Source organism: Lutibacter aestuarii, from assembly GCF_042676885.1.
Taxonomy (GTDB): Bacteria; Bacteroidota; Bacteroidia; order Flavobacteriales; family Flavobacteriaceae; genus Lutibacter; species Lutibacter aestuarii.
On the sequence record NZ_JBHTIC010000020.1, the window covers coordinates 281328 to 305624 of the forward strand.

22 protein-coding genes are annotated in these 24297 nt (G+C 30.0%); 13 read left to right on the plus strand and 9 right to left on the minus strand.

The window, feature by feature from the left end; translation table 11 throughout:
* Positions 1-5: 5 nt before the first annotated feature.
* Positions 6-590 carry an indolepyruvate oxidoreductase subunit beta gene (locus ACFQZW_RS13920; protein WP_298263841.1) on the plus strand — a complete coding sequence of 195 codons (585 nt, stop codon included), beginning with the start codon at positions 6-8 and terminating at the stop codon, positions 588-590.
* A gap of 12 nt (positions 591-602) precedes the next feature.
* Positions 603-2663 carry an acetate--CoA ligase family protein gene (locus tag ACFQZW_RS13925; RefSeq protein ID WP_298263839.1) on the plus strand — a complete coding sequence of 687 codons (2061 nt, stop codon included), beginning with the start codon at positions 603-605 and terminating at the stop codon, positions 2661-2663.
* A 60-nt stretch (positions 2664-2723) separates the two neighbouring features.
* Here the strand turns inward: ACFQZW_RS13925 and recR are convergent, their stop codons facing one another.
* A complete protein-coding gene (gene recR / locus ACFQZW_RS13930) occupies positions 2724-3335 on the minus strand; it encodes a recombination mediator RecR (RefSeq protein WP_298263837.1) in 612 nt (203 codons plus the stop codon).
* A 77-nt stretch (positions 3336-3412) separates the two neighbouring features.
* Here recR and ACFQZW_RS13935 point away from each other — a divergent pair, with 77 nt between their 5' ends.
* The 4 genes from ACFQZW_RS13935 to ACFQZW_RS13950 are packed head-to-tail and all read left to right on the plus strand — an operon-like array spanning position 3413 to position 6974.
* Entirely contained in the window at positions 3413-4873 is a 1461-nt protein-coding gene (locus ACFQZW_RS13935; RefSeq protein WP_298263835.1) for a sodium:solute symporter, read from the plus strand.
* Between the two features lie 29 nt (positions 4874-4902).
* Entirely contained in the window at positions 4903-5550 is a 648-nt protein-coding gene (gene pdxH, locus ACFQZW_RS13940) for a pyridoxamine 5'-phosphate oxidase (protein ID WP_298263833.1), read from the plus strand.
* Between the two features lie 33 nt (positions 5551-5583).
* Positions 5584-6072 carry a SixA phosphatase family protein gene (locus ACFQZW_RS13945; protein ID WP_298263832.1) on the plus strand — a complete coding sequence of 163 codons (489 nt, stop codon included), beginning with the start codon at positions 5584-5586 and terminating at the stop codon, positions 6070-6072.
* Positions 6073-6083: 11 nt separating this feature from the next.
* A complete protein-coding gene (locus tag ACFQZW_RS13950) occupies positions 6084-6974 on the plus strand; it encodes a Ppx/GppA phosphatase family protein (protein ID WP_298263830.1) in 891 nt (296 codons plus the stop codon).
* Between the two features lie 5 nt (positions 6975-6979).
* Here ACFQZW_RS13950 and ACFQZW_RS13955 read toward each other — a convergent pair whose 3' ends face one another.
* Both ACFQZW_RS13955 and lpxK read right to left on the minus strand, forming a co-directional pair.
* The gene (locus ACFQZW_RS13955; protein ID WP_298263829.1) at positions 6980-7789 is read right to left on the minus strand and encodes a purine-nucleoside phosphorylase; all 810 of its coding nucleotides are present in this window, start codon (positions 7787-7789) and stop codon (positions 6980-6982) included.
* Positions 7761-8837: a tetraacyldisaccharide 4'-kinase gene (lpxK, locus tag ACFQZW_RS13960; protein ID WP_367181331.1), complete on the minus strand. Its 1077-nt coding sequence runs from the start codon at positions 8835-8837 to the stop codon at positions 7761-7763. The genes ACFQZW_RS13955 and lpxK overlap by 29 nt, the downstream gene beginning before the upstream one ends.
* A 59-nt stretch (positions 8838-8896) precedes the next feature.
* Here lpxK and ACFQZW_RS13965 point away from each other — a divergent pair, with 59 nt between their 5' ends.
* Together ACFQZW_RS13965 and ACFQZW_RS13970 are read left to right on the plus strand one after the other, a co-directional pair.
* Positions 8897-9991 (plus strand): Nif3-like dinuclear metal center hexameric protein, encoded by a 1095-nt coding sequence (locus ACFQZW_RS13965; protein ID WP_298287083.1) that lies wholly within the window; start codon positions 8897-8899, stop codon positions 9989-9991.
* Position 9992: 1 nt separating this feature from the next.
* Entirely contained in the window at positions 9993-10766 is a 774-nt protein-coding gene (locus ACFQZW_RS13970) for a zinc ribbon domain-containing protein (RefSeq protein ID WP_298263826.1), read from the plus strand.
* Positions 10767-10817: 51 nt separating this feature from the next.
* On the opposite strand, the gene ACFQZW_RS13975 is transcribed toward ACFQZW_RS13970, so the two are convergent.
* On the minus strand, positions 10818-11627 hold the full coding sequence (locus ACFQZW_RS13975) for a class I SAM-dependent methyltransferase (RefSeq protein WP_386783767.1): 810 nt from the start codon (positions 11625-11627) through the stop codon (positions 10818-10820).
* 20 nt (positions 11628-11647) lie between these two features.
* Positions 11648-12151: a hypothetical protein gene (locus ACFQZW_RS13980; protein ID WP_386783769.1), complete on the minus strand. Its 504-nt coding sequence runs from the start codon at positions 12149-12151 to the stop codon at positions 11648-11650.
* A 474-nt stretch (positions 12152-12625) separates the two neighbouring features.
* On the opposite strand from ACFQZW_RS13980, the gene gcvP reads away from it, so the two are divergent.
* From gcvP to ACFQZW_RS13995, 3 genes are all read left to right on the plus strand, one after another.
* On the plus strand, positions 12626-15475 hold the full coding sequence (gene gcvP, locus ACFQZW_RS13985) for an aminomethyl-transferring glycine dehydrogenase (RefSeq protein ID WP_386783771.1): 2850 nt from the start codon (positions 12626-12628) through the stop codon (positions 15473-15475).
* A 167-nt stretch (positions 15476-15642) separates the two neighbouring features.
* Entirely contained in the window at positions 15643-16635 is a 993-nt protein-coding gene (gene pdhA, locus ACFQZW_RS13990; protein ID WP_298263820.1) for a pyruvate dehydrogenase (acetyl-transferring) E1 component subunit alpha, read from the plus strand.
* Positions 16636-17901: a pyruvate dehydrogenase complex dihydrolipoamide acetyltransferase gene (locus tag ACFQZW_RS13995; RefSeq protein WP_386783773.1), complete on the plus strand. Its 1266-nt coding sequence runs from the start codon at positions 16636-16638 to the stop codon at positions 17899-17901.
* 104 nt (positions 17902-18005) lie between these two features.
* Here the strand turns inward: ACFQZW_RS13995 and ACFQZW_RS14000 are convergent, their stop codons facing one another.
* From ACFQZW_RS14000 to ACFQZW_RS14015, 4 genes are all read right to left on the minus strand, one after another.
* Complete coding sequence (locus ACFQZW_RS14000) at positions 18006-18506, minus strand: group I truncated hemoglobin (protein ID WP_386783775.1); 501 nt, start codon at positions 18504-18506, stop codon at positions 18006-18008.
* An 18-nt stretch (positions 18507-18524) separates the two neighbouring features.
* Positions 18525-19916 (minus strand): FAD-binding oxidoreductase, encoded by a 1392-nt coding sequence (locus ACFQZW_RS14005; protein ID WP_386783777.1) that lies wholly within the window; start codon positions 19914-19916, stop codon positions 18525-18527.
* 175 nt (positions 19917-20091) lie between these two features.
* Entirely contained in the window at positions 20092-21198 is a 1107-nt protein-coding gene (locus ACFQZW_RS14010; RefSeq protein ID WP_386783779.1) for a nickel-binding protein, read from the minus strand.
* A 131-nt stretch (positions 21199-21329) separates the two neighbouring features.
* The gene (locus tag ACFQZW_RS14015; RefSeq protein WP_298263812.1) at positions 21330-21581 is read right to left on the minus strand and encodes a type B 50S ribosomal protein L31; all 252 of its coding nucleotides are present in this window, start codon (positions 21579-21581) and stop codon (positions 21330-21332) included.
* A gap of 119 nt (positions 21582-21700) precedes the next feature.
* Between ACFQZW_RS14015 and ACFQZW_RS14020 the strand changes: the two genes are divergently transcribed.
* Together ACFQZW_RS14020 and ACFQZW_RS14025 are read left to right on the plus strand one after the other, a co-directional pair.
* Positions 21701-22735 carry a glutaminyl-peptide cyclotransferase gene (locus ACFQZW_RS14020; RefSeq protein WP_298263811.1) on the plus strand — a complete coding sequence of 345 codons (1035 nt, stop codon included), beginning with the start codon at positions 21701-21703 and terminating at the stop codon, positions 22733-22735.
* 39 nt (positions 22736-22774) lie between these two features.
* Complete coding sequence (locus ACFQZW_RS14025; protein ID WP_386783782.1) at positions 22775-24292, plus strand: hypothetical protein; 1518 nt, start codon at positions 22775-22777, stop codon at positions 24290-24292.
* The last annotated feature ends 5 nt before the right edge of the window (positions 24293-24297 follow it).

The following is a 24297-nucleotide window of genomic DNA, read 5'->3' on the forward strand; positions in this document are numbered from 1 at the left end:
AACAAATGAAAACAAATATTATATTAGCAGGTGTTGGCGGACAAGGTATTTTAACAATAGCTGCTGTTCTAGATACTGCGGCGTTAGACTGCAATTTAAACATTAAACAATCTGAAGTACATGGAATGAGCCAACGTGGTGGAGCAGTTCAAAGCCATGTTCGTATTTCAGACAAAGAAATATTTTCAGATTTAATTCCACAAGGAAAAGCAGACATGATTATTTCGGTAGAACCAATGGAACTATTGCGTTATTTACCTTACTTAAAAGAAGGTGGGCATTTAGTTACAGATTCAAATCCGTTTGTAAACATTACCAATTACCCTGAAATGGATGCATTATATACCGAAATTAAATCGCAACCCAATAGCATTTTATTAGATGCTAAAAAAATAGCAAAAGATTTAGGAAATTCTAGAGCAACAAATATTGTTTTATTAGGTGCTGCTTCTGCTCTATTACCATTAACTGATGAAAGTTTAAAAAAAGCAATACAAACGCTTTTTGAAAGAAAAGGAGAGCGCATTGTTAATAAAAATTTAGAAGCTTTTGAAAAAGGAAAAGAAGTTGCCGCTGAAATTGTTTCTTAAAATTATAATTAAATGTTACATCAAAAATTAATCAACCCTAAAAGTATTGTAGTTGTTGGGGCTTCAAATAACGTTCAAACTCCAGGAGGGCGGGTTTTAAAAAATCTATTAGATCACAATTTTAAAGGTGAAATCTATGCCGTAAACCCTAAAGAAACTGAAGTTCAAGATATAAAGTGTTTTCAGAATATTAAAAATATTCCTTCTGTTGATGTCGCTATAATTGCTATTGCAGCTAAATTTACATTAGAAACAATTAAAATTTTAGTCAAAGAAAAAAACACCAAAGGTTTTATTATTTTTTCAGCTGGTTTTAGCGAAAAAGATAACGAAGGAAAAAAATTAGAACAAGCTATAGTTGATGAAATTAATGCTGTAGGTGGCACTTTATTAGGACCTAATAATATTGGCTTAATTAATCAAAATTATACTGGAGTGTTTACCACTCCAATTCCAAAATTAGACTCTAAAGGTGTTGATTTTATTTCAGGATCTGGAGCAACAGCTGTGTTTATTATTGAAGCTGCAATGGCAACCGGATTAACATTTTCAAGCGTATATTCTGTTGGAAATTCAGCTCAAATTGGCGTTGAAGAAGTATTGGAACATTTGGATGAGACATTTGATAAAACCACAAGCTCTAAAGTTAAATTGCTATATATTGAAAGTATAAACAATCCTAAAAAACTATTAAAACACGCAACTTCACTAATACAAAAAGGATGTAAAATTGCAGCAATAAAAGCAGGAAGCTCTACCGCAGGAAGTAGAGCTGCAAGTTCACATACGGGTGCTTTAGCAAATTCTGATATAGCAGTAGATGCATTATTTAAAAAAGCCGGTATCGTTCGTTGTTATGGCAGAAATGAGCTAATTACTGTTGCTTCTATTTTTATGCATGCTGAATTAAACGGAAAAAATATTGCTATTATTACACACGCTGGCGGTCCTGCAGTAATGTTAACCGACGCGCTTTCAAAAAATGGATTAAATGTTCCAGAAATTAAAAGCAAAAAAAGTAAAGCATTACTTGAGAAATTATATCTAGGTTCATCAGTTTCTAATCCCATTGATTTTTTAGCAACAGGAAATGCTGAACAATTAGAAACAATTATAGATTATTGCGAGCATAAATTTGATGAAATTGATGCAATGGTGGTTATCTTTGGAAGCCCTGGTTTATTTGAAGTGTATGATGTTTATGAGGTACTTCATAAAAAAATACAAACATGTAAAAAACCAATTTTTCCAATTTTACCATCTGTAGTAAATGTTAAAAATGAAATTGATTATTTTATTTCAAAAGGAAATATCAATTTTCCTGATGAAGTGTTGTTTGGAAATGCCTTGGGGAAAGTTGTACATACAGTAAAACCAATAACTATTAAAGAAAAAACAACACCTATTAATTCAGAAAAAATTAGAACCATTATTGAGAATTCTAAAAATGGCTATTTACAACCTCAACAGGTAAAACAATTGTTATTGTATGCTGAAATTCCTATGGTAGATGAAGCGGTTTGTACTACTAAAGAAACCTGTTTAAAAGCTGCCAAAAAAATGGGATTTCCAGTTGTTTTAAAAGTAGTTGGTCCTGTTCATAAAAGTGATGTGGGTGGTATTATTTTAAATATTACTTCTGAAGAAAAATTAGCAGCATCATTCGATGTTATCATGAAAATTAAAGGTGCAACTTCAGTATTAATTCAACCAATGAAGAAAGGAATTGAATTATTTATTGGCGCAAAAAAAGAAGATAAATTTGGACATTTAGTTTTATGTGGTTTAGGAGGTATTTATATTGAAGTATTAAAAGATACTCAAGCTGCTCTAACTCCAGTTTCAAAAAATGAAGCCTTAGAAATGATTCGTAATTTAAAATCCTATAAAATAATACAAGGCATTAGAAACCAAAAAGGAATAAATGAACATCAATTTGCAGAAATAATTGAAAAAATTTCAAATTTGGTTGACGTTGCTCCTGAAATTGCTGAATTGGATTTAAACCCTCTTTTAGGAACCTCTGAAGAAATATTTGCAGTAGATGCTAGAATTAGAATTGAAAAAAATTAGAAATTTATTTATTGTAAATTTCTTTCTTTAAATATTTAGTTGAACAATTTCGTTTGGAAATTACAAAGAATTTTCAAACGGAATTCTATTGACGATACTTCTACCTAAAGTAACTTCATCAGCATATTCAAGCTCATCACCTACTGCAATTCCTCTCGCAATAGTCGATGTTTTTACCGCCAGCTTTTCTAATTGTTTATAAATATAAAAATTAGTAGTATCCCCTTCAATCGTAGAACTTAAGGCAAAAATAACTTCTTTAACCAAACCTTCTTTCACCTTTTCAATTAAACTATCAATGGTTAAATTTTGTGGTCCAATACCTTCTATTGGTGAAATTTTGCCACCTAAAACATGGTATAATCCTTTAAATTGAGAAGTATTTTCAATAGCCATCACATCTCGTACATCTTCCACCACACATATAATTTCAGAATTTCTTGATGGATTTGCACAAATTTCACAAATCTCAACATCAGAAATATTATGACATTTTTTACATAGCTTTATATCATTTACCAAATTATTTAAAGATGCTGACAATTGATGTGTTTGCGAAGCGGGTTGTTTTAATAAGTGCAATACCAAACGAAGCGCAGTTCTTTTACCAATTCCAGGTAATTGAGACACTTCATTTACTGCATTCTCTAAAAGTTTAGATGAAAAATTCATGCAGCAAATGTACAATTAGGAAATGAAATTCTCAATAATTTTAGTTTCTTTGTTCTTCATAAATTTAAAATTAATAGATGCAGCCCATTTATATTTTATCATTAATAACAGTCTATTTTTTAGTGTTATTACTAATTGCATATTTTACAGGTGAAAATGATAGTAACGAAACTTTTTTTAGAGCCAATAAAAAATCAAACTGGTATCTTGTTGCTTTTGGAATGATTGGTGCTTCACTCTCTGGAGTCACATTTATTTCAATTCCAGGATGGGTTCAAAGCTCTCAGTTTAGTTATATGCAAATTGTAATTGGGTATTTGTTTGGATATTTAGTTATTGCCTATGTATTAATTCCACTCTATTACAAATTAAACATTACTTCAATTTATGAGTTTTTAAAACAGCGTTTTGGGCCAATAACTCACAAAACAGGAGCTTTCTTCTTTTTTATTTCTAGAGTTTTAATAGCTTCGTTTAGATTATTTTTAGTGGCTTCTGTATTGCAATATTTTGTTTTTGATGCTTTAAAAATACCTTTTGAACTTACCGTAATTATTTCCATTTTATTAATTTGGGTTTACACTTATAAAGGAGGAATTAAAACTATTGTTTGGACAGATACTTTACAAACATTTTTTATGATTTTCGCTGTAATAGCTACAATCTACATTCTTTTGAACAGGTTAAATTGGTCTGTTTCAGATTTCTTTTCTTCTGAAGAATTTAATAAATACAGTCAATTTTTATTTACTAATGATTTTAACGATAAAAAACATTTAATCAAATCATTTTTAGGAGGAATGTTTATTGCTATTGCAATGACAGGCTTAGACCAAGATATGATGCAAAAAAACTTAACATGTAAAAACACCAAAGAATCTCAATGGAATGTAATTTCATTAGGATTTGTATTAATATTGGTCAATTTTATTTTTTTAGTTTTAGGAGCATTGTTATTTATTTATGCAGAAAAATTTGGAATTCAAATTCCTAAAATTGATGATGTTGTTAAAACCGATTTATTATTTCCTGAAATTGCTTTAAATAATAATTTAGGTATTGCCATTGGAAGTATATTTATTTTAGGTTTAATTGCTGCAGCTTATTCAAGTGCTGATAGCGCTTTAACCTCTTTAACTACTTCGTACTGTATCGATTTCTTAGACATTCAAAATAAAGAAAAATCCAAACAAAAAAAACTTAGAAAAAAAGTACATGTTGGCATCTCGGTATTATTAGTTATAGTCATTATAATTTTTAAATATATATTAAAAGATAATGTGATTAGCAGCTTATTACAAGTAGTATCTTACACTTATGGTCCGTTATTAGGACTATTTGCCCTTGGTATTTTCACTAAAATTACCATAAAAGATAAGTACGTATGGATTGTGGGTATACTTTCAGTTTTAATAACTTACCTAATAAATGACAATTCTAAACTATGGTTTAACGGCTATGTTTTTGGGTACGAACTTTTAATTATAAACGGATTGCTTACATTTTTAGGGTTACTTTTAATAAAAAAAAGAAATTAAGGTACTAAAAGATTTTATATTTTTGTGGCATGGAAAAGGATTTAAGCAACTACCGTAGAGTGTATCAAAAAAGTGAACTTTCTAAAAAGGAAGTTTCTGACAATCCAATGGAATTATTTCAAAAATGGTTTTATGAGGTGGAACAATTTGGTGGAGATACTGAAGCAAATGCTATGACAATTTCAACCATTGGTAGTGATGGTTACCCCAAAAACAGAGTGGTGCTTTTAAAAAAATATACGTGGGAAGGCTTCATTTTTTACACCAACTATAACAGTGAAAAAGGAAAAGCTATTGATAAAAACCCAAATGTTTGTCTCTCTTTTTTTTGGCACAATATTGAACGACAAGTGATCATCAAAGGAAAAGCTGAAAAAATATCGAAAAACTTATCCGATGGTTATTTTGAATCTAGACCAGATGGAAGTAAATTAGGTGCTTGGGCTTCTGACCAAAGTGAACCCGTACCATCACGTAACTATTTAGATGAGCGTTTGGCTTCGTTTGAAAAAAAATTTCAGAATAAAGAAATTCCAAGACCTAAACATTGGGGCGGTTACATTGTAAAACCTATAAGTATTGAGTTTTGGCAAGGAAGACCCAATAGAATGCACGACAGGATTAGATACAAACTTCAAGAAGATTTTGATTGGAAAATTGACAGATTAGCTCCTTGATTTTTTATATATTTGAACCTCAACCAACACCAAATGAAAACACTTTACATAGTACGTCACGCAAAATCATCTTGGAATTATGAAGGAATTAAAGATATTGACCGTCCTTTAAAAAAAAGAGGAATTAATGATGCTTACTTAGTCTCAAATGTATTGACAAAAAAAGTTGCCACTCCCGATGTTTTCATTTCAAGTTGTGCTAACAGAGCCTTGCATACTGCAATGATTTTTAGCTATACTTTCAACTACCCTTTAACAAATCTTAAAATAAGTAAATCACTTTACAATTTTAGCGATGGTTACTTAATTAAAACTGTAAAAGCTTTAGATGACGGGTTCGATTCTGCCATTATTTTTAGTCACGATCACGGTATTAGCGATTTTGTAAATAAATTTGGAAGTATATTTCTTGATCACGTACCAACCTGTGGGGTTATTGGAATTAAATTCACAACAAATCATTGGAAAAATATTAAAAACGGAACTACTTTTTTAACAGAATTCCCAAAACATTATAAATAAAATAATTGCAAATGAAAATTGAAAAACTTGCAGGTATAGATATAGGTTCAAATGCAATACGCTTATTAGTTGCCAATGTAATTACTGAAAAAAATGAAACTCCAATTTTTAAAAAATCAGCGTTGGTTCGTGTACCAATACGTCTAGGTGCCGATACTTTTATTAAAGGCATTATTTCAGAAGAAAATAAAAATCGAATGTTAAAAGCTATGGAGGCTTTTAAATTATTAATGGAAGTTCATGGAATTCAAAAATATAAAGCTTGTGCTACTTCTGCAATGCGAGAAGCAAAAAATGGCACTCAAGTTGTAACTGAAATTTTAGATAATACAGGAATTAAAATTGATATTATTGATGGTAAAAAAGAGGCTGCCATTATTTTTTCAACAGATTTAACCAATATCATAAAAAGTGATAAGTCGTATGTTTATGTTGATGTTGGTGGGGGTAGTACTGAAATTACGGTTTTTTCAAAAGGAAAAATTATCAATTCAAAATCATTTAAGCTAGGAACAGTTCGTTTATTAAATAAAAACAAGTCTAACAAAGATATTTGGGAAAATATGGAAGTATGGATTAAGGCAAATACACAAAACTTAACCAAAGTTTCATTAATCGGTTCTGGAGGAAATATAAATAAAATATTTAAACTTTCCGGAACGTTACTTGGAAAACCTTTATCATATATTTATTTAAAAGCTCAATATCATTTCTTAAAACAAATGACGTATGATGAGCGTATTTCAGAATTAGGATTAAATCCGGATAGAGCCGATGTAATTATTCCTGCTACTAAAATATACTTATTTGCAATGAAATGGAGTGGCGCAAAAAAAATATTTGTTCCTAAAATTGGTTTAGCTGATGGTATTGTTAAGAGCCTATATTTTAATAAGTTATAAAATTTTTAACTTTTAACAAAAACCTCTACTAATTTACCCACAATTTTTTCTGATTTTTTTGCCACTTTTTGCACCTCTTCATGAGAAACTGCTTCAACAATACCTTCAACACCTAAATCGGTAATTACAGAGATTCCAAAAACAGTCATATTCATATGTTTTGCAACAATTACTTCAGGAACGGTAGACATTCCAACAGCATCTGCTCCTAAAATTTTTACCATCTTATATTCTGCAGGGGTTTCAAAAGTTGGACCTTGTAAGGCTAAATAAATTCCTTTATGAACTTGTACATTCATAGCCTGTGCAATCCTTTCCATTTTAGCAATCATTTTTTTGCTATACGCCTCATGCATATCAACAAAACGAGGGCCAAAACGCTCATCATTTTTACCATGTAATGGATGAAATGGCATCAAATTAATATGATCTGTTATTAACATAATATCACCAACTTTAAAAGCTGGGTTAACACCTCCAGAAGCATTTGAAACAATTAAATTTTCAACCCCTAAAAATTTCATAACTCTAACAGGAAACACTGTTTGTTCCATCGTCCAGCCTTCATAAAAGTGAAATCTTCCACGCATGGCTATAACTTTTTTTACACCTATGCTTCCATATATTAGTTCTCCTGAATGACCTGCAACAGTTGAAACTGGAAAATTAGGAATATCTTCATAGGGTAGCGTAATTTCTGCATCAATCTTGTCAACTAAATTGCCCAATCCAGTTCCTAAAATGATACCATAATCAGGTGCTGAGACTCCTCTTTCTTTTAAAAATTTAACGGTTTCTTGTACTTTGTTCCACATAAGATGTTATACTAGTTTTAAAATCATTTTCATGATTTATAAATGATGTTTTTATTGAGATGTAATGCAATTTCTTAATCTTGGTAAAGATACGAACATAATCTTTTTCAGTTGTTAAAAGCGTGCCTTTATTTGTTGAAATTGCTTGATATGCATTTTTTATTTCTTTAATTTCCTTTAAAGTAAAGTTATGATGATCTGAATATTTTAAATGTTTAAATATCAATCCTTTATCATTTAAAAAATCTATTAAAGGTTGAGGATTTGCTATCCCTGTTACTAAAATATTTTTTTTATTTTTTAAATCTTCTAAATCAATTTTTGAGTCTCCCTTTAATTCATTATCATAACTAATTGTAGTAAAAAATACCGATTGATGACTTAATGGTTTCAGTTTTGCAATAATCTTATTTTGTTCAACCTCATTTAGGTTTGATGGACATTTAGTAACTATAATTAAATTCGCTCTTTTAGCTCCAGAAGGATATTCTCTCAAATTACCTGTAGGAAGCATTATATCATCTACATATATATTATTATAGGATGTTAATAGAATTGTAAAACCTGCTTTTACGTTTCTATGTTGAAAAGCATCATCTAATAAAATAACTTCAGGAGCATCTTTTAAGGCTTCTAGTTGTTGTATTGCATTTGCTCTGTTAGAATCCACACAAACAATTATATCTTTAAATTTTTTATAATATTGAAATGGTTCATCACCAATACTTTCTGCTGAAGATGTTTTGTCGGCAATTATAAAACCTTTACTTTTTCGTTTATAACCTCTACTTAATATCGCTATTTTGTAATCGTTCTGTAACAGCCTAATTAAATATTCAATTTGTGGAGTTTTACCTGTACCACCAACACTTAAATTACCAACAACTATGGTTGGGGTTTTAAATTTAGTTGCCTTTAAAATTTCAACATCATATAAAAAATTACGAATACTTGTAATAATTCCATACAATATAGAAAATGGATATGCTATTTTTCTTAATAAATTCACTAAAAGCGAAAATACAAACAAATAGCAAATTTTATACATAATTATGGTAACTTTCTAAGGTAAAATTTATCTTTGCTTACATAAGCTATTTTTAAATTATGAAAATTAAAGACATTACCTTTTGTATTGAAGAAATTGCTCCTTTAAATTATGCTGAAGATTTTGACAATGTAGGTTTATTGGTTGGTGATTATAATACTAATGTTACTGGTGTTTTAGTAACATTAGATACTCTTGAAAATGTTGTAGAGGAAGCCATTGAAAAAAATTGCAATTTAATTGTAAGTTTTCACCCAATCATTTTCTCAGGAATAAAAAAGCTAAATGGAAAAAATTATGTTGAACGTGTGGTTTTAAAAGCCATTAAAAACGACATTGCTATTTATGCAATGCATACCGCTCTAGATAACTCTATAATTGGCGTTAATGCAAAAATAGCTGAAGTATTGGGGTTGAAAAACACCAACATATTAATTCCTCAAAAAAATACGATAAAAAAATTAACGACTTACGCTCCAAACAACAATGCTGAAATGGTTAGACAAGCCTTATTTAAAGTAGGCGCTGGTAGTATTGGAAATTACAATAATTGTAGTTTTAACATAGAAGGCTATGGAACCTATAAAGGAAATGAAAATTCAAATCCTACATTAGGTGAAAAAGGGAAACTTCATATTGAAAACGAAACTTTAATTAGTGTAATTTTTGAAAAACATAAAGAACGCTCTATTTTAGCTGCTCTTTTTAAATCACATCCTTACGAAGAAGTTGCTTATGAAATTACTTCTTTAGACAACACAAATCAAGAGATTGGTATGGGAATGATTGGTGAATTAATTACTGAACAAGAAGAACTTCAATTTTTAAATTTTTTAAAAGAAACTATGAATGCTAAAGGGATTAGACATTCTAAACTTTTAAATAAACCCATAAAAAAAGTAGCTGTTTTAGGAGGCTCTGGAAGTTTTGCAATTCATAACGCAATCAACTCTGGAGCTGATATTTATATAACTTCCGACATTAAATATCATGAATTTTACAAAGCTGAAAACAAATTAGTTATTGCAGATATTGGTCATTTTGAAAGTGAACAATTCACAAAAAATCTTTTAGTTGATATACTTACAAAAAAATTTCCTAATTTTGCAATCATTTTATCGCAAAAAAACACAAATCCAATTTATTACTTATAATATGGCTAAAAATAAAGAAGTTACTGTTGAAGAAAAATTAAGAGCCCTTTACGACTTACAATTAATAGACTCTAGAGTAGATGAAATTAAAAATGTAAGAGGTGAACTACCTTTAGAAATTGAAGACTTAGAAGATGAGATCATAGGTTTAAACAAAAGACTTTCTAATTTAGATGAAGATGTAACAAACCTTAAAGGTGAAATTTCTGATAAAAAGATAGTCATTGAAGAAGCTAAAGCTTTATTAAAAAAATACGCTGAACAACAAAAGAAAGTTCGTAATAATAGAGAATTCAACTCATTAAGTAAAGAAAGTGAATATCAAGAGCTAGAAATTGAATTGGCTGAAAAAAGAATTAAAGAATACAAGGCAAAAATTGAACAAAAAAACGAAGTTATAGCAGCAACCAAAGAAAATATTGCTAAACAAAAGGATTTGTTAAAACATAAATCAGCTGAATTAGATGATATTATGAAAGACACTGTAAAAGAAGAAGAACTTTTATTACAAAAATCTGATGAGTACAGTGAATTAATTGATGACCATTTATTAAAAGCATATAAAAGAATTAGAGCTACCGTTAAAAATGGATTGGCTGTTGTTTCCATTGAAAGAGGTGCATCTGGAGGGTCTTTCTTTACAATTCCACCGCAAAGACAAGTTGAAATTGCCAGCCGTAAAAAAATTATTACTGATGAGCATAGTGGTAGAATTCTAGTTGATGGTGCTTTGGCTGAAGAAGAAAAAGAAAAAATTGATAAATTATTAAGCTAAAAAAGCTTGAAATTATAAATAAAAAAGGCTTCCAAAAATAGAAGCCTTTTTTTATTTTTTGGTTGCACGTATAGAATATAACAAGGGAAACATTCGTTGATTTTCTTTTAAAATAAACAAACCGTCATCGGTCATTTCCATATCTGGAAAACTATTATAAGGAGATTTTTCAAACTCGTGTAAAAATTCAATTTGTAATCCTGCATTAGTTAAAGCAGATACTACTTCTCCTAATCCATGATTCCAACCATATTCTTTACTAATTATGGATGCATCACTATTGGTATAAGTACCCTTATACTCTTCATAAATTACTTCTTTATTTAAATACGGATATGTTAATTTAGGTGGGGTTTGCAAAAAGTCAAACATCCAAACAATGGGATGAAACTCAATCATATAAAACACTCCTCCTTTTTTTAATTTCTCTGCTATAATTTTCCCCCAAGTATTTAAATCTGGTAACCAGCCTATAACTCCATAAGATGTAAATACAATATCAAATACACCCTTTACTTTTTGGGGCACATCGTATAAATTGCTTTCAATAAACGTTGCATTTAAACCCAACTCACTATTTAATTTTTTAGCTTCTTTAATGCCTTTGTCAGAAATATCTATTCCTGTACATGTTGCTCCCATCCTACTCCAACTTAAAGTATCTTGTCCAAAATGACATTGCAAATGCAAAAGTGTTTTCCTTTCAACATCTCCTAGCTCCTCAATTTCATAACTATTTAAAGACGTTTTACCTTTCTTGAATTCTTCAACATTGTAAAATTCAGATTTAGAATGGATAGCAACCTTTTTATTCCAAGTTTCTTTATTTACTTCAAAATATTTATTAAAATTTGTACTCATATAATTCTTAAAATTATCATTTATAAAAATAAAACAACTAATATAAACCAAATTATTGGAATGGCTTCCACCCAAAAGCTAGTATAATACCGTGACTTTTGGTCATTTGAAAACAATAAAAAAACAGCAGTAATTATTGAAATTAGTAATGAGATTACTACTTCGATAAAAGAAATTTCCTTTTTAAAAACTTCAAATACAACAAACAAAAAAAGTAATCCTAAACCAATTAATTTAGTCATCTTTATTCCAAAAACCTGAGGTAAAGTTTTTAAAGATTTTGGATCGGTATTTACATCTCTAATATCGAAAGGAATAGTAATAGCAATGATAAAAAAAATCCTCTCAAAAAATTCTATATAAGCATCTGTTGTAAGAGCGTACTTAGCCTCAAGTAAAGGAAAAAAAACAGTAATTCCTGCCCAAGCTATGGCAATGCTAAAAATTTTTATAAATGGGAAATTTCTAAATGAAAACTCAATTTTACCAACTTTTAATAATGGAATTACATAAAAAAAAGTCATGAACACAAAAGGAAAAAGTATATAAATTGACTTTTGATTGAACCCTGTAAAAAACATCAAATATATAAGTCCTATTATTGAAAAAAAAGTAAGTATTAATAATGATTTTTTATGCACAAAAAACCATTTTTTTAACCAATTAAGTCTATTCGTTTTAATCTCATAAAGCCTAATAAAATTATAAGAAATCACAATTGACAACCCTACAAATAGCGAAGTTAAATTTCCTAAAACACCAAATTTAACAAGTGTTATTTTTGTAATACAAAACCCAGCTAAAGCTACATGGATATTACTAAAAATATAAAAATCTATTATTCTTTTTAAAGAATTCATGAAACAAAAGTAAGTAATTGTTAATATACTAAGTTTCTTGGTTAACAAAATATCATAAATAAGTACTATTATTAACCCTTTGATCTTGGAATTTTCAGTATTTTTGAACACATTAATATTTTATATACCAATACGTAAATGAAAACTGATTCTTTTGTTTTAAGACACATAGGTCCTCGTGAAAATGAGGTTAGCGATATGATAAAAACTATTGGAGTTTCTTCAGTAGATGAATTAATAAATAAAACTGTTCCTAACGATATTAGACTTACCAACGAGTTAAATTTACCAAAAGCAATGAGTGAATATGAGTATATGACACATATTCAAGAACTTGCCAATAAAAATAAGCTATTTAAAAACTATATAGGTTTAGGATATCATCCAACTATTTTACCTGGGGTTATCCAACGTAATATTTTAGAAAACCCAGGATGGTACACAGCTTACACACCTTACCAAGCTGAAATAGCGCAAGGTCGATTAGAAGCTTTGTTAAATTACCAAACAATAGTGAGTGAATTAACAGGTATGGAGTTAGCAAATGCTTCTTTATTAGATGAAGGAACTGCTGCTGCTGAAGCTATGACTATGCTGTTAAATACACGTTCAAGAGACCAAAAAAAGAACAATGCAATAAAATTCTTTGTCTCGGAAGAAGTTTTACCTCAAACCATTGATGTTTTAAAAACAAGAGCCATTCCTTTAGGAATTGAATTAGTTATTGGAAATCATGAGTCTTTTGAATTCACTGAAGATTTTTATGGTACAATTATACAATACCCAGCAAAAACTGGACAAGTTATTGATTATACACCATTTGTTGAAAAAGCAACATCTGTTGAAGCTAAAATTGTTGTTGCTGCAGACTTACTTAGTTTAACTTTATTAACACCTCCTGGAGAATGGGGAGCAGATATTGTTGTTGGAACTACTCAACGCTTTGGTATTCCAATGGGATATGGAGGACCACACGCTGGTTATTTTGCGACAAAAGAAGCCTATAAAAGAAATATTCCTGGTAGAATTATTGGTGTTACACAAGATAAGGACGGAAACAGAGCCTTACGTATGGCACTTCAAACTCGTGAACAACATATTAAAAGAGAAAAGGCAACCTCAAATATTTGTACTGCACAAGTATTGCTAGCGGTAATGGCTGGAATGTATGGTGTGTATCATGGAGCTAACGGATTAACTTATATTGCTACTAAAATTCAAAATTTAACTGCCACTCTTAACAAAGGGCTTGAAAAGTTAAATATAAAACAACAAAACAAGGTCTTTTTTGATACGTTATTAGCCGAAGTATCAAACGCTTCAAAAGTGAAAGAAATTGCAGAAAATAAATGTATCAATTTCTTTTATCCATCAGATAAACTTGTAAATATTTCAATAAATGAGACTACTTCTTTGGAAGATGTAAATCAAATATTAGAAATTTTAGCCGAAGCTGAAGGTAAAGAAGCTGTGTCATTTAATGAAATCGAAGAAAACTTGCTGCCAGCCAATTTAACAAGAACTTCAAAATTTATGACTAATGAAGTTTTTGAAAACTACCATTCAGAAACCGAGTTAATGCGTTATATCAAAAAATTAGAACGTAAAGATTTATCATTAAATCATTCTATGATTTCTTTGGGTTCTTGTACAATGAAATTAAACGCTGCAACTGAAATGTTACCTTTAAGCTGGCCTAACTGGGGAGTAATGCATCCTTTTGTACCTATAGAACAAGCACAAGGTTATCAAGAAGTTATAAAAGGATTGGAAACTGCTTTGAATGAAATTACTGGCTTTTATGCAACTTCATTACAACCAAATTCAGGAGCTTCAGGTGAATACGCTGGTTTATTGGTAATTAAAGCGTACCATGAATCAAGAGGTGATCATCATAGAAATATATGTATTATTCCTGCATCTGCTCATGGAACAAATCCTGCATCGGCAGTTATGGCTGGAATGAAAGTTGTGGTAACTAAATCAACCGCTGAAGGAAACATTGATGTAGATGATTTAAGAGAAAAAGCCGAATTACATAAAGAAAATTTAGCCGCATTAATGGTTACTTACCCATCAACCCATGGTGTTTTTGAAAGTACCATTAAAGAAATAACCGAAATCATTCACCAACGTGGAGGTCAAGTGTACATGGATGGTGCAAATATGAATGCCCAAGTAGGTTTAACCAACCCTGCAACCATTGGTGCAGATGTTTGCCACCTAAACTTACATAAAACATTTGCAATTCCACATGGAGGTGGTGGTCCAGGCGTAGGTCCAATTTGTGTGGCAAAACATTTAGCTCCATTTTTACCATCAAATCCGATAATTCCTACAGGTGGAACAACACCAATTACAGGAGTTTCATCGGCTCCTTGGGGATCAGCTTTAGTATTATTAATATCATATAGTTATATAAAAATGTTAGGTACTAAAGGTTTAAAAGAAGCTACTATAAACGCTATTTTAAATGCCAATTATTTAAAAGCTCGTTTAGAACAACATTATAGTATACTTTATACAGGTGAAAATGGTTTTGCAGCTCATGAAATGATTGTTGATTTTAGAGCTTTTAAAGAAAAAGGAATTGAAGTTACCGATATTGCAAAAAGATTAATGGACTACGGTTACCACGCTCCAACAGTATCATTCCCAGTTGCAGGAACATTAATGATAGAACCTACAGAAAGTGAAAACAAGGCAGAATTGGATCGTTTTTGTGATGCATTAATTAACATCAAAGGAGAAATTGATGCTATGGAAAGTGGTGATACTAATTCAGCACTTAAAAATTCTCCTCATACACAAGAAATGCTAACTGCTGATGAATGGAATTATCCTTACACACGTCAACAAGCTGCCTTTCCATTACCTTATCTTAAAGAAAATAAGTTCTGGCCTTCAGTAAGAAGAGTTGATGATGCTTATGGAGATAGAAATTTAATTTGCTCTTGTAATCCTATTGAAGATTACATCGAAGATTAATTTGGAACATCGATTACAAAAAAGTCTTGAATTTATTTCAAGACTTTTTTTATAAATACTATTCATAATTTCGAAAACATTATCGTAAAAAAAGAGCTTATACTTGGCTACATTACACAATTATAGTATTTTTGCAATTCGACTAAAAACATATATTATTTAAATAAATGAAAAAAATAACGAAACAGACCTATATCAATTGGTATAAAGACATGTTGTTTTGGAGAAAGTTTGAAGACAAACTTGCGGCTCTTTATATTCAACAAAAAGTAAGAGGATTTTTACATTTATATAACGGTCAAGAAGCTGTATTAGCAGGTGCTTTGCACGCTATGAAAAAAAATGATAAAATGATTACAGCTTATCGTAATCACGTTCAACCTATTGGGTTAGGTGTTGATCCAAAAAGAGTGATGGCCGAGTTATTAGGTAAAGAAACTGGTACTTCGCATGGGTTAGGTGGTTCAATGCATATTTTTTCGCCTGAACACAATTTTTATGGCGGACATGGAATTGTAGGTGGACAAATTCCTTTAGGAGCAGGTTTAGCATTTGCAGACAAATACTTCAACAGAGATGGTGTAACACTAACGTATTTTGGTGATGGTGCAGCCCGTCAAGGATCTTTACACGAAACATTTAACATGGCTATAAACTGGAAACTTCCTGTAGTTTTTATTTGTGAAAATAATGGTTACGCTATGGGAACTTCAGTTGAACGTACAGCAAATCATGAAGATATTTGGAAGCTAGGTTTAGGTTATGAAATGCCTTGCGGCCCAGTTGATGGAATGAATCCTGTTAAAGTTGCAGAAGCTATGGAAGAAGCTATAGAACGTGCTAGACGTGGAGATGGACCAACTTTATTAGATATCAAAACTTATCGTTATAGAGGTCATTCAATGAGTGATGCTCAAAAATACAGAACAAAAGCTGAAGTTGAGGAATATAAAAAAATTGATCCAATTACTCAGGTATTAAATATCATTAAAGAGAAAAAATACGCTACTGATAAACAAATAAAAGCCTGGGATCAAGAAGTTAAAGATAAAGTTGAAGAATGTCAAAAGTTTGCTGAAGAATCTCCATTCCCAGATAAGCAACTTTTATATGATGTAGTTTACGAACAAGAAGATTATCCATTTTTAAAACATAGATAAATGGCAGAAATAATTACAATGCCGCGTTTGAGTGATACAATGACCGAAGGGGTTGTTGCTCAGTGGTTAAAAAAAGTAGGTGATAAAGTTTCAGAAGGCGATATTTTAGCCGAAATTGAAACTGACAAAGCAACTATGGAATTCGAATCTTTTAACGAAGGAACTCTTTTATATGTTGGTTTAGAAGACGGTGAAAGTGCTCCTGTAGATTCTTTATTAGCAATTATAGGTGAAGAAGGCGAAAATATAGATGATATTGTAAAAAACTTTAATTTAGAAACTCCTGTAAAAGAAAAAACTTCTACTAAAAAAGAAACCAAAGCACCAGTTGAAGAGCCTAAAAAAGAAGTGTATACACCTAAAACTGCTGTTGTTGAGCAAGTAGCAGCACCCGTTGTAAATACTTCAGGTAGAATTGTAGCCTCCCCTTTAGCTAAAAAAATTGCTGAAGAAAAAGGTATCAATTTAGCAACAGTAGCTGGCTCTGGTGAAAACGGTAGAGTTATAAAACGCGATATTGAGAACTTTGTTCCTGTTACAGCTACAGCTACAACTACAGTAACTTCCCCTATCAATTTAGGAGAAGAAAGCTTTGAAGAAACTAACAATTCTCAAATGCGTAAAACTATTGCACGCAGATTAGCCGAATCTAAATTTACTGCACCACATTATTACTTAATGTTGGAAATAAATATGGATAACGCAATAGCGTCAAGAAAAGTTATTAATGAAATTCCTGATACCAAAGTGTCTTTCAATGATATGGTTGTAAAAGCAAGTGCGATGGCGCTTAAAAAACACCCTCAAGTAAATTCACAATGGTTTAATGATAGAACTAGAATAAACCACCATGTAAATATTGGTGTTGCTGTTGCAGTTGAAGATGGACTTCTTGTTCCTGTGATTCCATTTACAGATCAAAAAAGTTTAACTCAAATAGGCACAGAAGTAAAAGATAAAGCAGTTAAAGCTAAAACTAAAAAATTAACTCCTGCAGAAATGGAAGGTAGTACTTTTACAGTTTCTAACCTTGGAATGTTTGGAATTTCAGAATTTACTTCAATCATCAATCAACCAAACTCAGCTATATTATCCGTTGGTGCTATCATTCAAAAACCAGTAGTAAAAAATGGAGAAATTGTTGTTGGAAATACTATGAAAGTTACCTTAGCTTGTGATCACAGAACGGTTGACGGAGCTACTGGTGCTGCATTTTTACAAACTTTAAAACAATACATTGAAAATCCTGTAACAATGTTAGCTTAGTTACATAGAACATATATAAATAATTTAAACCCATTGTGTTTTTTACAATGGGTTTTTTATACTTAATATTCTATAAAAATAGGTTTTAGTTATTTAAAAAATAATTATAATCCAATTACTGCTCCTTTCATAGAATACAAAATATAAAGCATATCTTTTTTGGTTTCCTCATCTATATTATGCTTGCTTAAAACACCTAAAATATCATCTACAGCTGCCAAAAATTGAGCTTCAGTGGTATTTAAACCTTTATGAGCAGCTGGTAAATCTTTCCCAGTATAAGTGGCTCCTCCTCCAGTACCCGCTGACAAAAATTCTTTTACGTGACGTTTAAAAGCTTCAAAGTGTTCAGGGTTTTCTTTTAAAGGCAAAAAAACTTCATTTATGGTTGGGTTGTCCAAATGAGCCTGAACAATATCATCTACAATCATAGAAATTCCTTTTTCACCTCCTAAACGATTAAATAAACTTACCTCTTCAGGTGTACTTTCAACAACTTCAGTTATTTTTTCATCTGAGTTATTTTGTTTCTCTGCCTTTTTATTCGAGCAATTTGTAATGAATAATGTCATTATAAAAATGACAATTAGTTTAGTAGTTTTCATGATTATTTTGATTTTAAATTAGTTACTTGGTTGAATGTTTTGATTTACTTTAAATAAATTAGTTGGATCATATTTCTTTTTAATTTTTGTTAAGCGTTCATAATTGTGCTTATAACTTGCTTTTACACGGTCTTGCCCTTCATCCATCATAAAATTTGAATATGCGCCACCTGATGAATATGGGTGTAAAGCTTGCCAATAATCTTTACACCACGAGGTAATTTTGTCAGCTTTTTTAGGGTCTGGATCTACACCAACTATAACTCCAGCATACTTAGCATCTCTGTACGCCCAAGGTGTTTCTTGAGCCCCAACTCTGCTTGCTGCTCCACTTATAGGATATAAATGCATTTGAGAAAGTGGTGTTGGAATATTTGAACCAAACTTTAAATGCTGTTCTCTAACTTCTGCTCCCAATTCATTGAAAAAGTCGGCTCTCCAGTACCATTGCATCCCAGGAGGCATCAAACCGTCAAACAAGGTTTGTATAGACGGATATGGCATTTCACCTACATGTTGAAATAAAGGATCTAACTCTAATACAGCTTCAAACAATTTATCAAATTTAGCTGGGTCACCTACATAACACCAAACAATACCACAGAATTGTTTATTGTGTAAATGCTTAGGAAATGGATCTCCAGGAATAATCATAGTCGCAATAAATCCATTCAACTCATCAGGAGCATTCTGAATAAAATTATGATACCATTCCATAATCTCTTCAGTTTTTTCAATTGGCCATAAAGTTGGTCCTCCAATAACCGTTTTTACTTTATATGCTTTAAATTTAAAAGAAGTTACAATTCCAAAATTTCCACCTCCACCTCTAATAGCCCAAAATAAATCAGGATGTTGTTTGGCATTTACTGTAACAAAACTACCATCAGCTAAAACCATATCCGCTTCTAATAAATTATCAATGGTTAACCCAAATTTTCTAGAAAGATGACCAACACCACCTCCAAGAGTTAAGCCTCCAACACCCGTTGTAGAAATAATTCCTGCTGGTATTGCCAATCCAAAAGGGTGAGTTGCATGGTCTACTTCTCCCCATAAATTACCCCCTCCTACTCGAACAGTACGGTCTGAAATATCAACCCTTACAAATTTAATTCCAGATAAATCAATCACTAAACCATCATCACAAATTCCTAATCCTCCTCCATTATGACCTCCACCTCTAACAGCTACTAGCAAATCATTATTTCTTCCAAAGTTTACTGAATGTATAACATCTGCTACATCTATACATTTAACAATTAAACCTGGATATTTATCGATCATACCATTATAGACTTTACGAGCAGTATGATAATTAAAATCATTTGGAAAAACCAACTCACCTCTTATTTGAGCTTTAAATTCTTCAATAATTGATTCGTTTAAATTATTTATTGAATTAAACATAAATTTTATTTTTAGGTTAGTAAATAAATATTCTTTACGATTATTAATTATTAAAAATTAACAACCTAATTAGTTCATCTTTTATATAACCAATTTTAACAATATATAAAGGAACACACCTCTATATTTAATTCAAATAAGTATAATTTTGGGTCATTTATAAAACTTAATTAAACTAAGTTTTATGTTGTTGAATGTATTTTGAGGGTAAAATTCCATATTTTTCTATAAAACATTTAGAAAAATACGCTGGACTATTAAAACCAGATTCATAAGCTATTTCAGAGATATTTTGGCTTTGTTTGTGGAGTAATCCTAGAGCTTGATGTAGTCTAAATTCTCTAATAAAATTATTTGGAGACATTCCTGTTAATTGTATTAATTTTCTATAAAGTTGAGATTTACTATACCCCATACCTTTACAAAAATTAGCTACTTTAAAACTTGGTTTATTCCAAACTTGTTCAACAAAATTCATTAATTTATTTAAAAAAACTTCTTCGTTTGGTTTTAAAACTTTTATCAATTCTCGATCAATAATCAAATTTCTATTTTCACTTTCATACAACTCTCTTACCTCGTTTGATATTACTAATTGATTTTTAACAATATCACACATTCTTGTAGCCAATGTTATGGCTTCTTCAAAAATTGTTTCTTTTTCAGAAACTGGAGAACCAGCACTTAATGCAATTTTTATCCTCCTATTTTTTAAATCAAATTTTGGAGTAATGTATTTAAAATTTGATTGAATTTTTGACATACAAGTTACAGCATAACTTACCGATTTAAAAGATACTAAATAGTGATTATTATCTCTTTTAACAATACTTCCTTTAAAATGTTTAAAGGTTTTTAAAACACTATTATGAAATTTTTGCAAAAATAAACTAAACTGATTGGCTTCTAATCTATTTAAAAAACTACTCGTTTTTAAGACCATAATAACCCTAAAAGCAGGGTCATTAATAATATTTAACTTCGTATTTTTAGCTTTTACTGGATCTTCAATTCTTCCTAGAAAAGATTCAACGATTTTTTTATCAACTTCAATAATGCTATGAGGAAATTCACCATGAGCTTGGTTATGCATATCTTGAATGGCTTTTTTATTAGGAGCTTCAATCAAACAAAAAGCAGTATTCCTTTCTTCATCACACCAATATGTTAATCCCCTGCAGCCAAATTTGTGTTCAATTTTTAAATCAATTTGATGCATCTCAGCTACATGTTCTGCTTTAATTTCTTTTGGGATATCATGACGATCCATATAAATTGGCATAGTGTAGATTTTTTATACAATATAGCAATTTTTTTATAAAATATTCATATCTATCTTAAACCTAAGTATTTAATAACAAAAAATCCTCAACTTTCGTTGAGGATTTTAAATATTTTTAAACTAAAAAATGCTTATTTTTTAAATTTAGCATATTTAGATTTGAACTTATCAATACGTCCAGCAGTATCTATTAATTTAGATTTACCAGTGTAAAATGGATGTGAAGTTCTTGAAATCTCTAATTTTACTAAAGGATATTCAACACCTTCAATTTCAATAGTTTCCTTAGTATTTACTGTTGAACGAGTTAAAAACACGTCTTCATTAGACATATCTTTAAATGCTACCATTCTATAATTATCTGGGTGTATACCTTTTCTCATCGTAAACTCGTTTTAATTCTATTTTTATTTTTAAGACTGCAAATTTAACTATATTTTTGAAACTTCAAACAAATAATTTATTTTATTTACATAAAAAATATAAATCTTCAAACAAAGTTATGTCCTATAAGCCTCTATTTAGTTTTTTAACTTTTATTTTACTAATATCCTGTAAAAGTGAGTATAAATTCACTTTAAATACTCCTAAAAAAATAAAAAGCAATCAAGAATTAACCATTTCAATTTCGGAAAAAAACAATAAACCAATAGATTCTGTTCAATTTTCTATTGATGGTAATAAAATTATAAATAAAGGCAATACTTCAACAATAAACATTAGAGATTATAAGTTAGGTAAGCACACCATAACTGCTATTGTTTTTTTTGAAAGCAAAACTAAAAAAATTACAAAACCTATATATTTTACCGCTGATACAGCACCTGATATTTATACCTTTAAAATAATTAACAAATACCCTCATGATAAAAATGCTTTTACACAGGGGTTAGAATATTATAATGGTTATTTATATGAAGGCACAGGGAGAAAAGGAAGTTCATACATTAGAAAAGTTGAACTTACATCTGGAAAAGTATTACAACAAATAGATTTAGATGACCAATATTTTGGCGAAGGTATTACCATATTTAACCATAAAATTTATCAACTTACTTGGCAAAGCGGTGTTGGATTTGTATATAACTTAGATACTTTTGAGAAAGAAAAAGAGTTTAAATATACCAAAAGCAGAGAAGGCTGGGGACTTGCAAATAATGGTGAAAAATTATTAAAAACTGATGGAACCGAACGTATTTGGTTTTTAAATCCAGAAACGTTAGTTGAAGAAAGTTATATTGAAGCTTATACCAACGATAGAAAAGTTGAAAAACTTAATGAATTAGAGTATGTAAATGGCTTAATTTATGCAAATATTTGGCAACAAAACTCTATTTTAATGATAAATCCTAAGACAGGAAAAGTGGAAGGCGTTGCTAATTTAAACAGTTTAAAAGAAGATATTTTAAAAGAACAAAATTTAACCGATGATGATGAAGTATTAAATGGTATTGCTTTTGACAAAGAAAATAATAGACTTTTTGTTACTGGTAAACATTGGGGTAAATTGTATGAAATTGAATTGATTAAAAAATAATTCTGAATCATTCTTCTTATCTTTACAAAAACATCCTCAATGCGTTATACCATTACTTTTTTAATTTTTACAATATTTTTTTCATCTTGTAGAAAAGATTTTTCAACAGAATTAAGTAGTGGAGAGCTTACTTTTTCAAAAGACACTGTTTATTTAGATACGGTATTTACAAATATCGGTTCCAGTACTTATAATTTAAAAGTGTACAATAAAAGCAATAAGGCTATTTCTATTCCCTCCATTAAATTAGGCCGAGGTGAAAATTCATTTTATAGATTAAACGTAGATGGAGTTCCAGGAAAAAATTTCGATAATGTTGAAATTTTAGCCAAAGACAGTATCTATATTTTTATTGAAACTACTATAAACTACCAACAAATTTCTAACCCAATTTATACAGATTCTATTGTTTTTGATGCAGGAGAAAAACTTCAAGATGTAAAGTTAGTTACCTTAGTTAAAGATGCTCACTTTTTATATCCATCAAAAAATACAGATGGATTTATAGCAACTATCAATATAGGCGTTGATGATGAGGGAGAAGAAATTCGAACTCAAGGATTTTATTTAAATGGAAATACTGTTTTTACTAATGAAAAACCTTATGTAATTTATGGTTATTGTGCAATTCCAGAAGGAAAAAAACTTATAATTGAAGCTGGAAGTAAACTTTATTTCCATTCAAACTCTGGATTAATTGCCTCTAAAAACTCCTCTTTAATTATTAATGGAGAGTTGAACAATAAAGTTATAATTGAAGGAGATCGGTTAGAGCCTTCATATAAAAATATTCCAGGTCAATGGGGAACCATTTGGTTACGCGCTGGTAGTAACCACCATGAAATAAATAATACAATTATTAAAAATGCTTCAGCAGGTATTATTGTAGATTCGTTGGGTTTTTCTTCAACTCCAATATTAACCATAAAAAACACTCAAATTTACAATAGTTTATCATTTGGATTATTAGGTCGAGAAACCAATATTAAAGGAGAAAACATCGTTATAAACAACAGTGGTAAATCATCTTTAGCATGTACCATTGGCGGCACTTATAATTTTACTCATTCAACATTTGCTAATTTTTGGAATAACAGTTTTCGTGAATTCCCTAGCGTTTTGATTAACAATTATTTCACTTATTTTAAAAATAATGCTCAAGTTGTAGAAACTAGAACTTTGGCTGCAGCTAATTTTACCAATTGCATTATTGATGGAAGTAATATAAATGAATTTATTTTAGACAAAGTTGAAGGTACTGAATTTAATTATTTGTTTAAAAATAACTTAATTAAATTCGACCTTTTAAATGAAAACGCTACAACTATTGAAACATATAATTTTGAAGATTCAAATCATTATATAGACAATATTTTTAATGGAATCTCAGATTTTAAAGCTCCATACAGCAATCAATTAATTATTGGTGAAAATTCTAAGGGAATTCAAAAAGCAACTACTCAAGCAACAAGTATAGTTCCTTATGATATTTTAGGAATTCAAAGAACAATGCCTGCAGATATTGGAGCATATCAACATATAATTTTTGAAAATTAATTTAA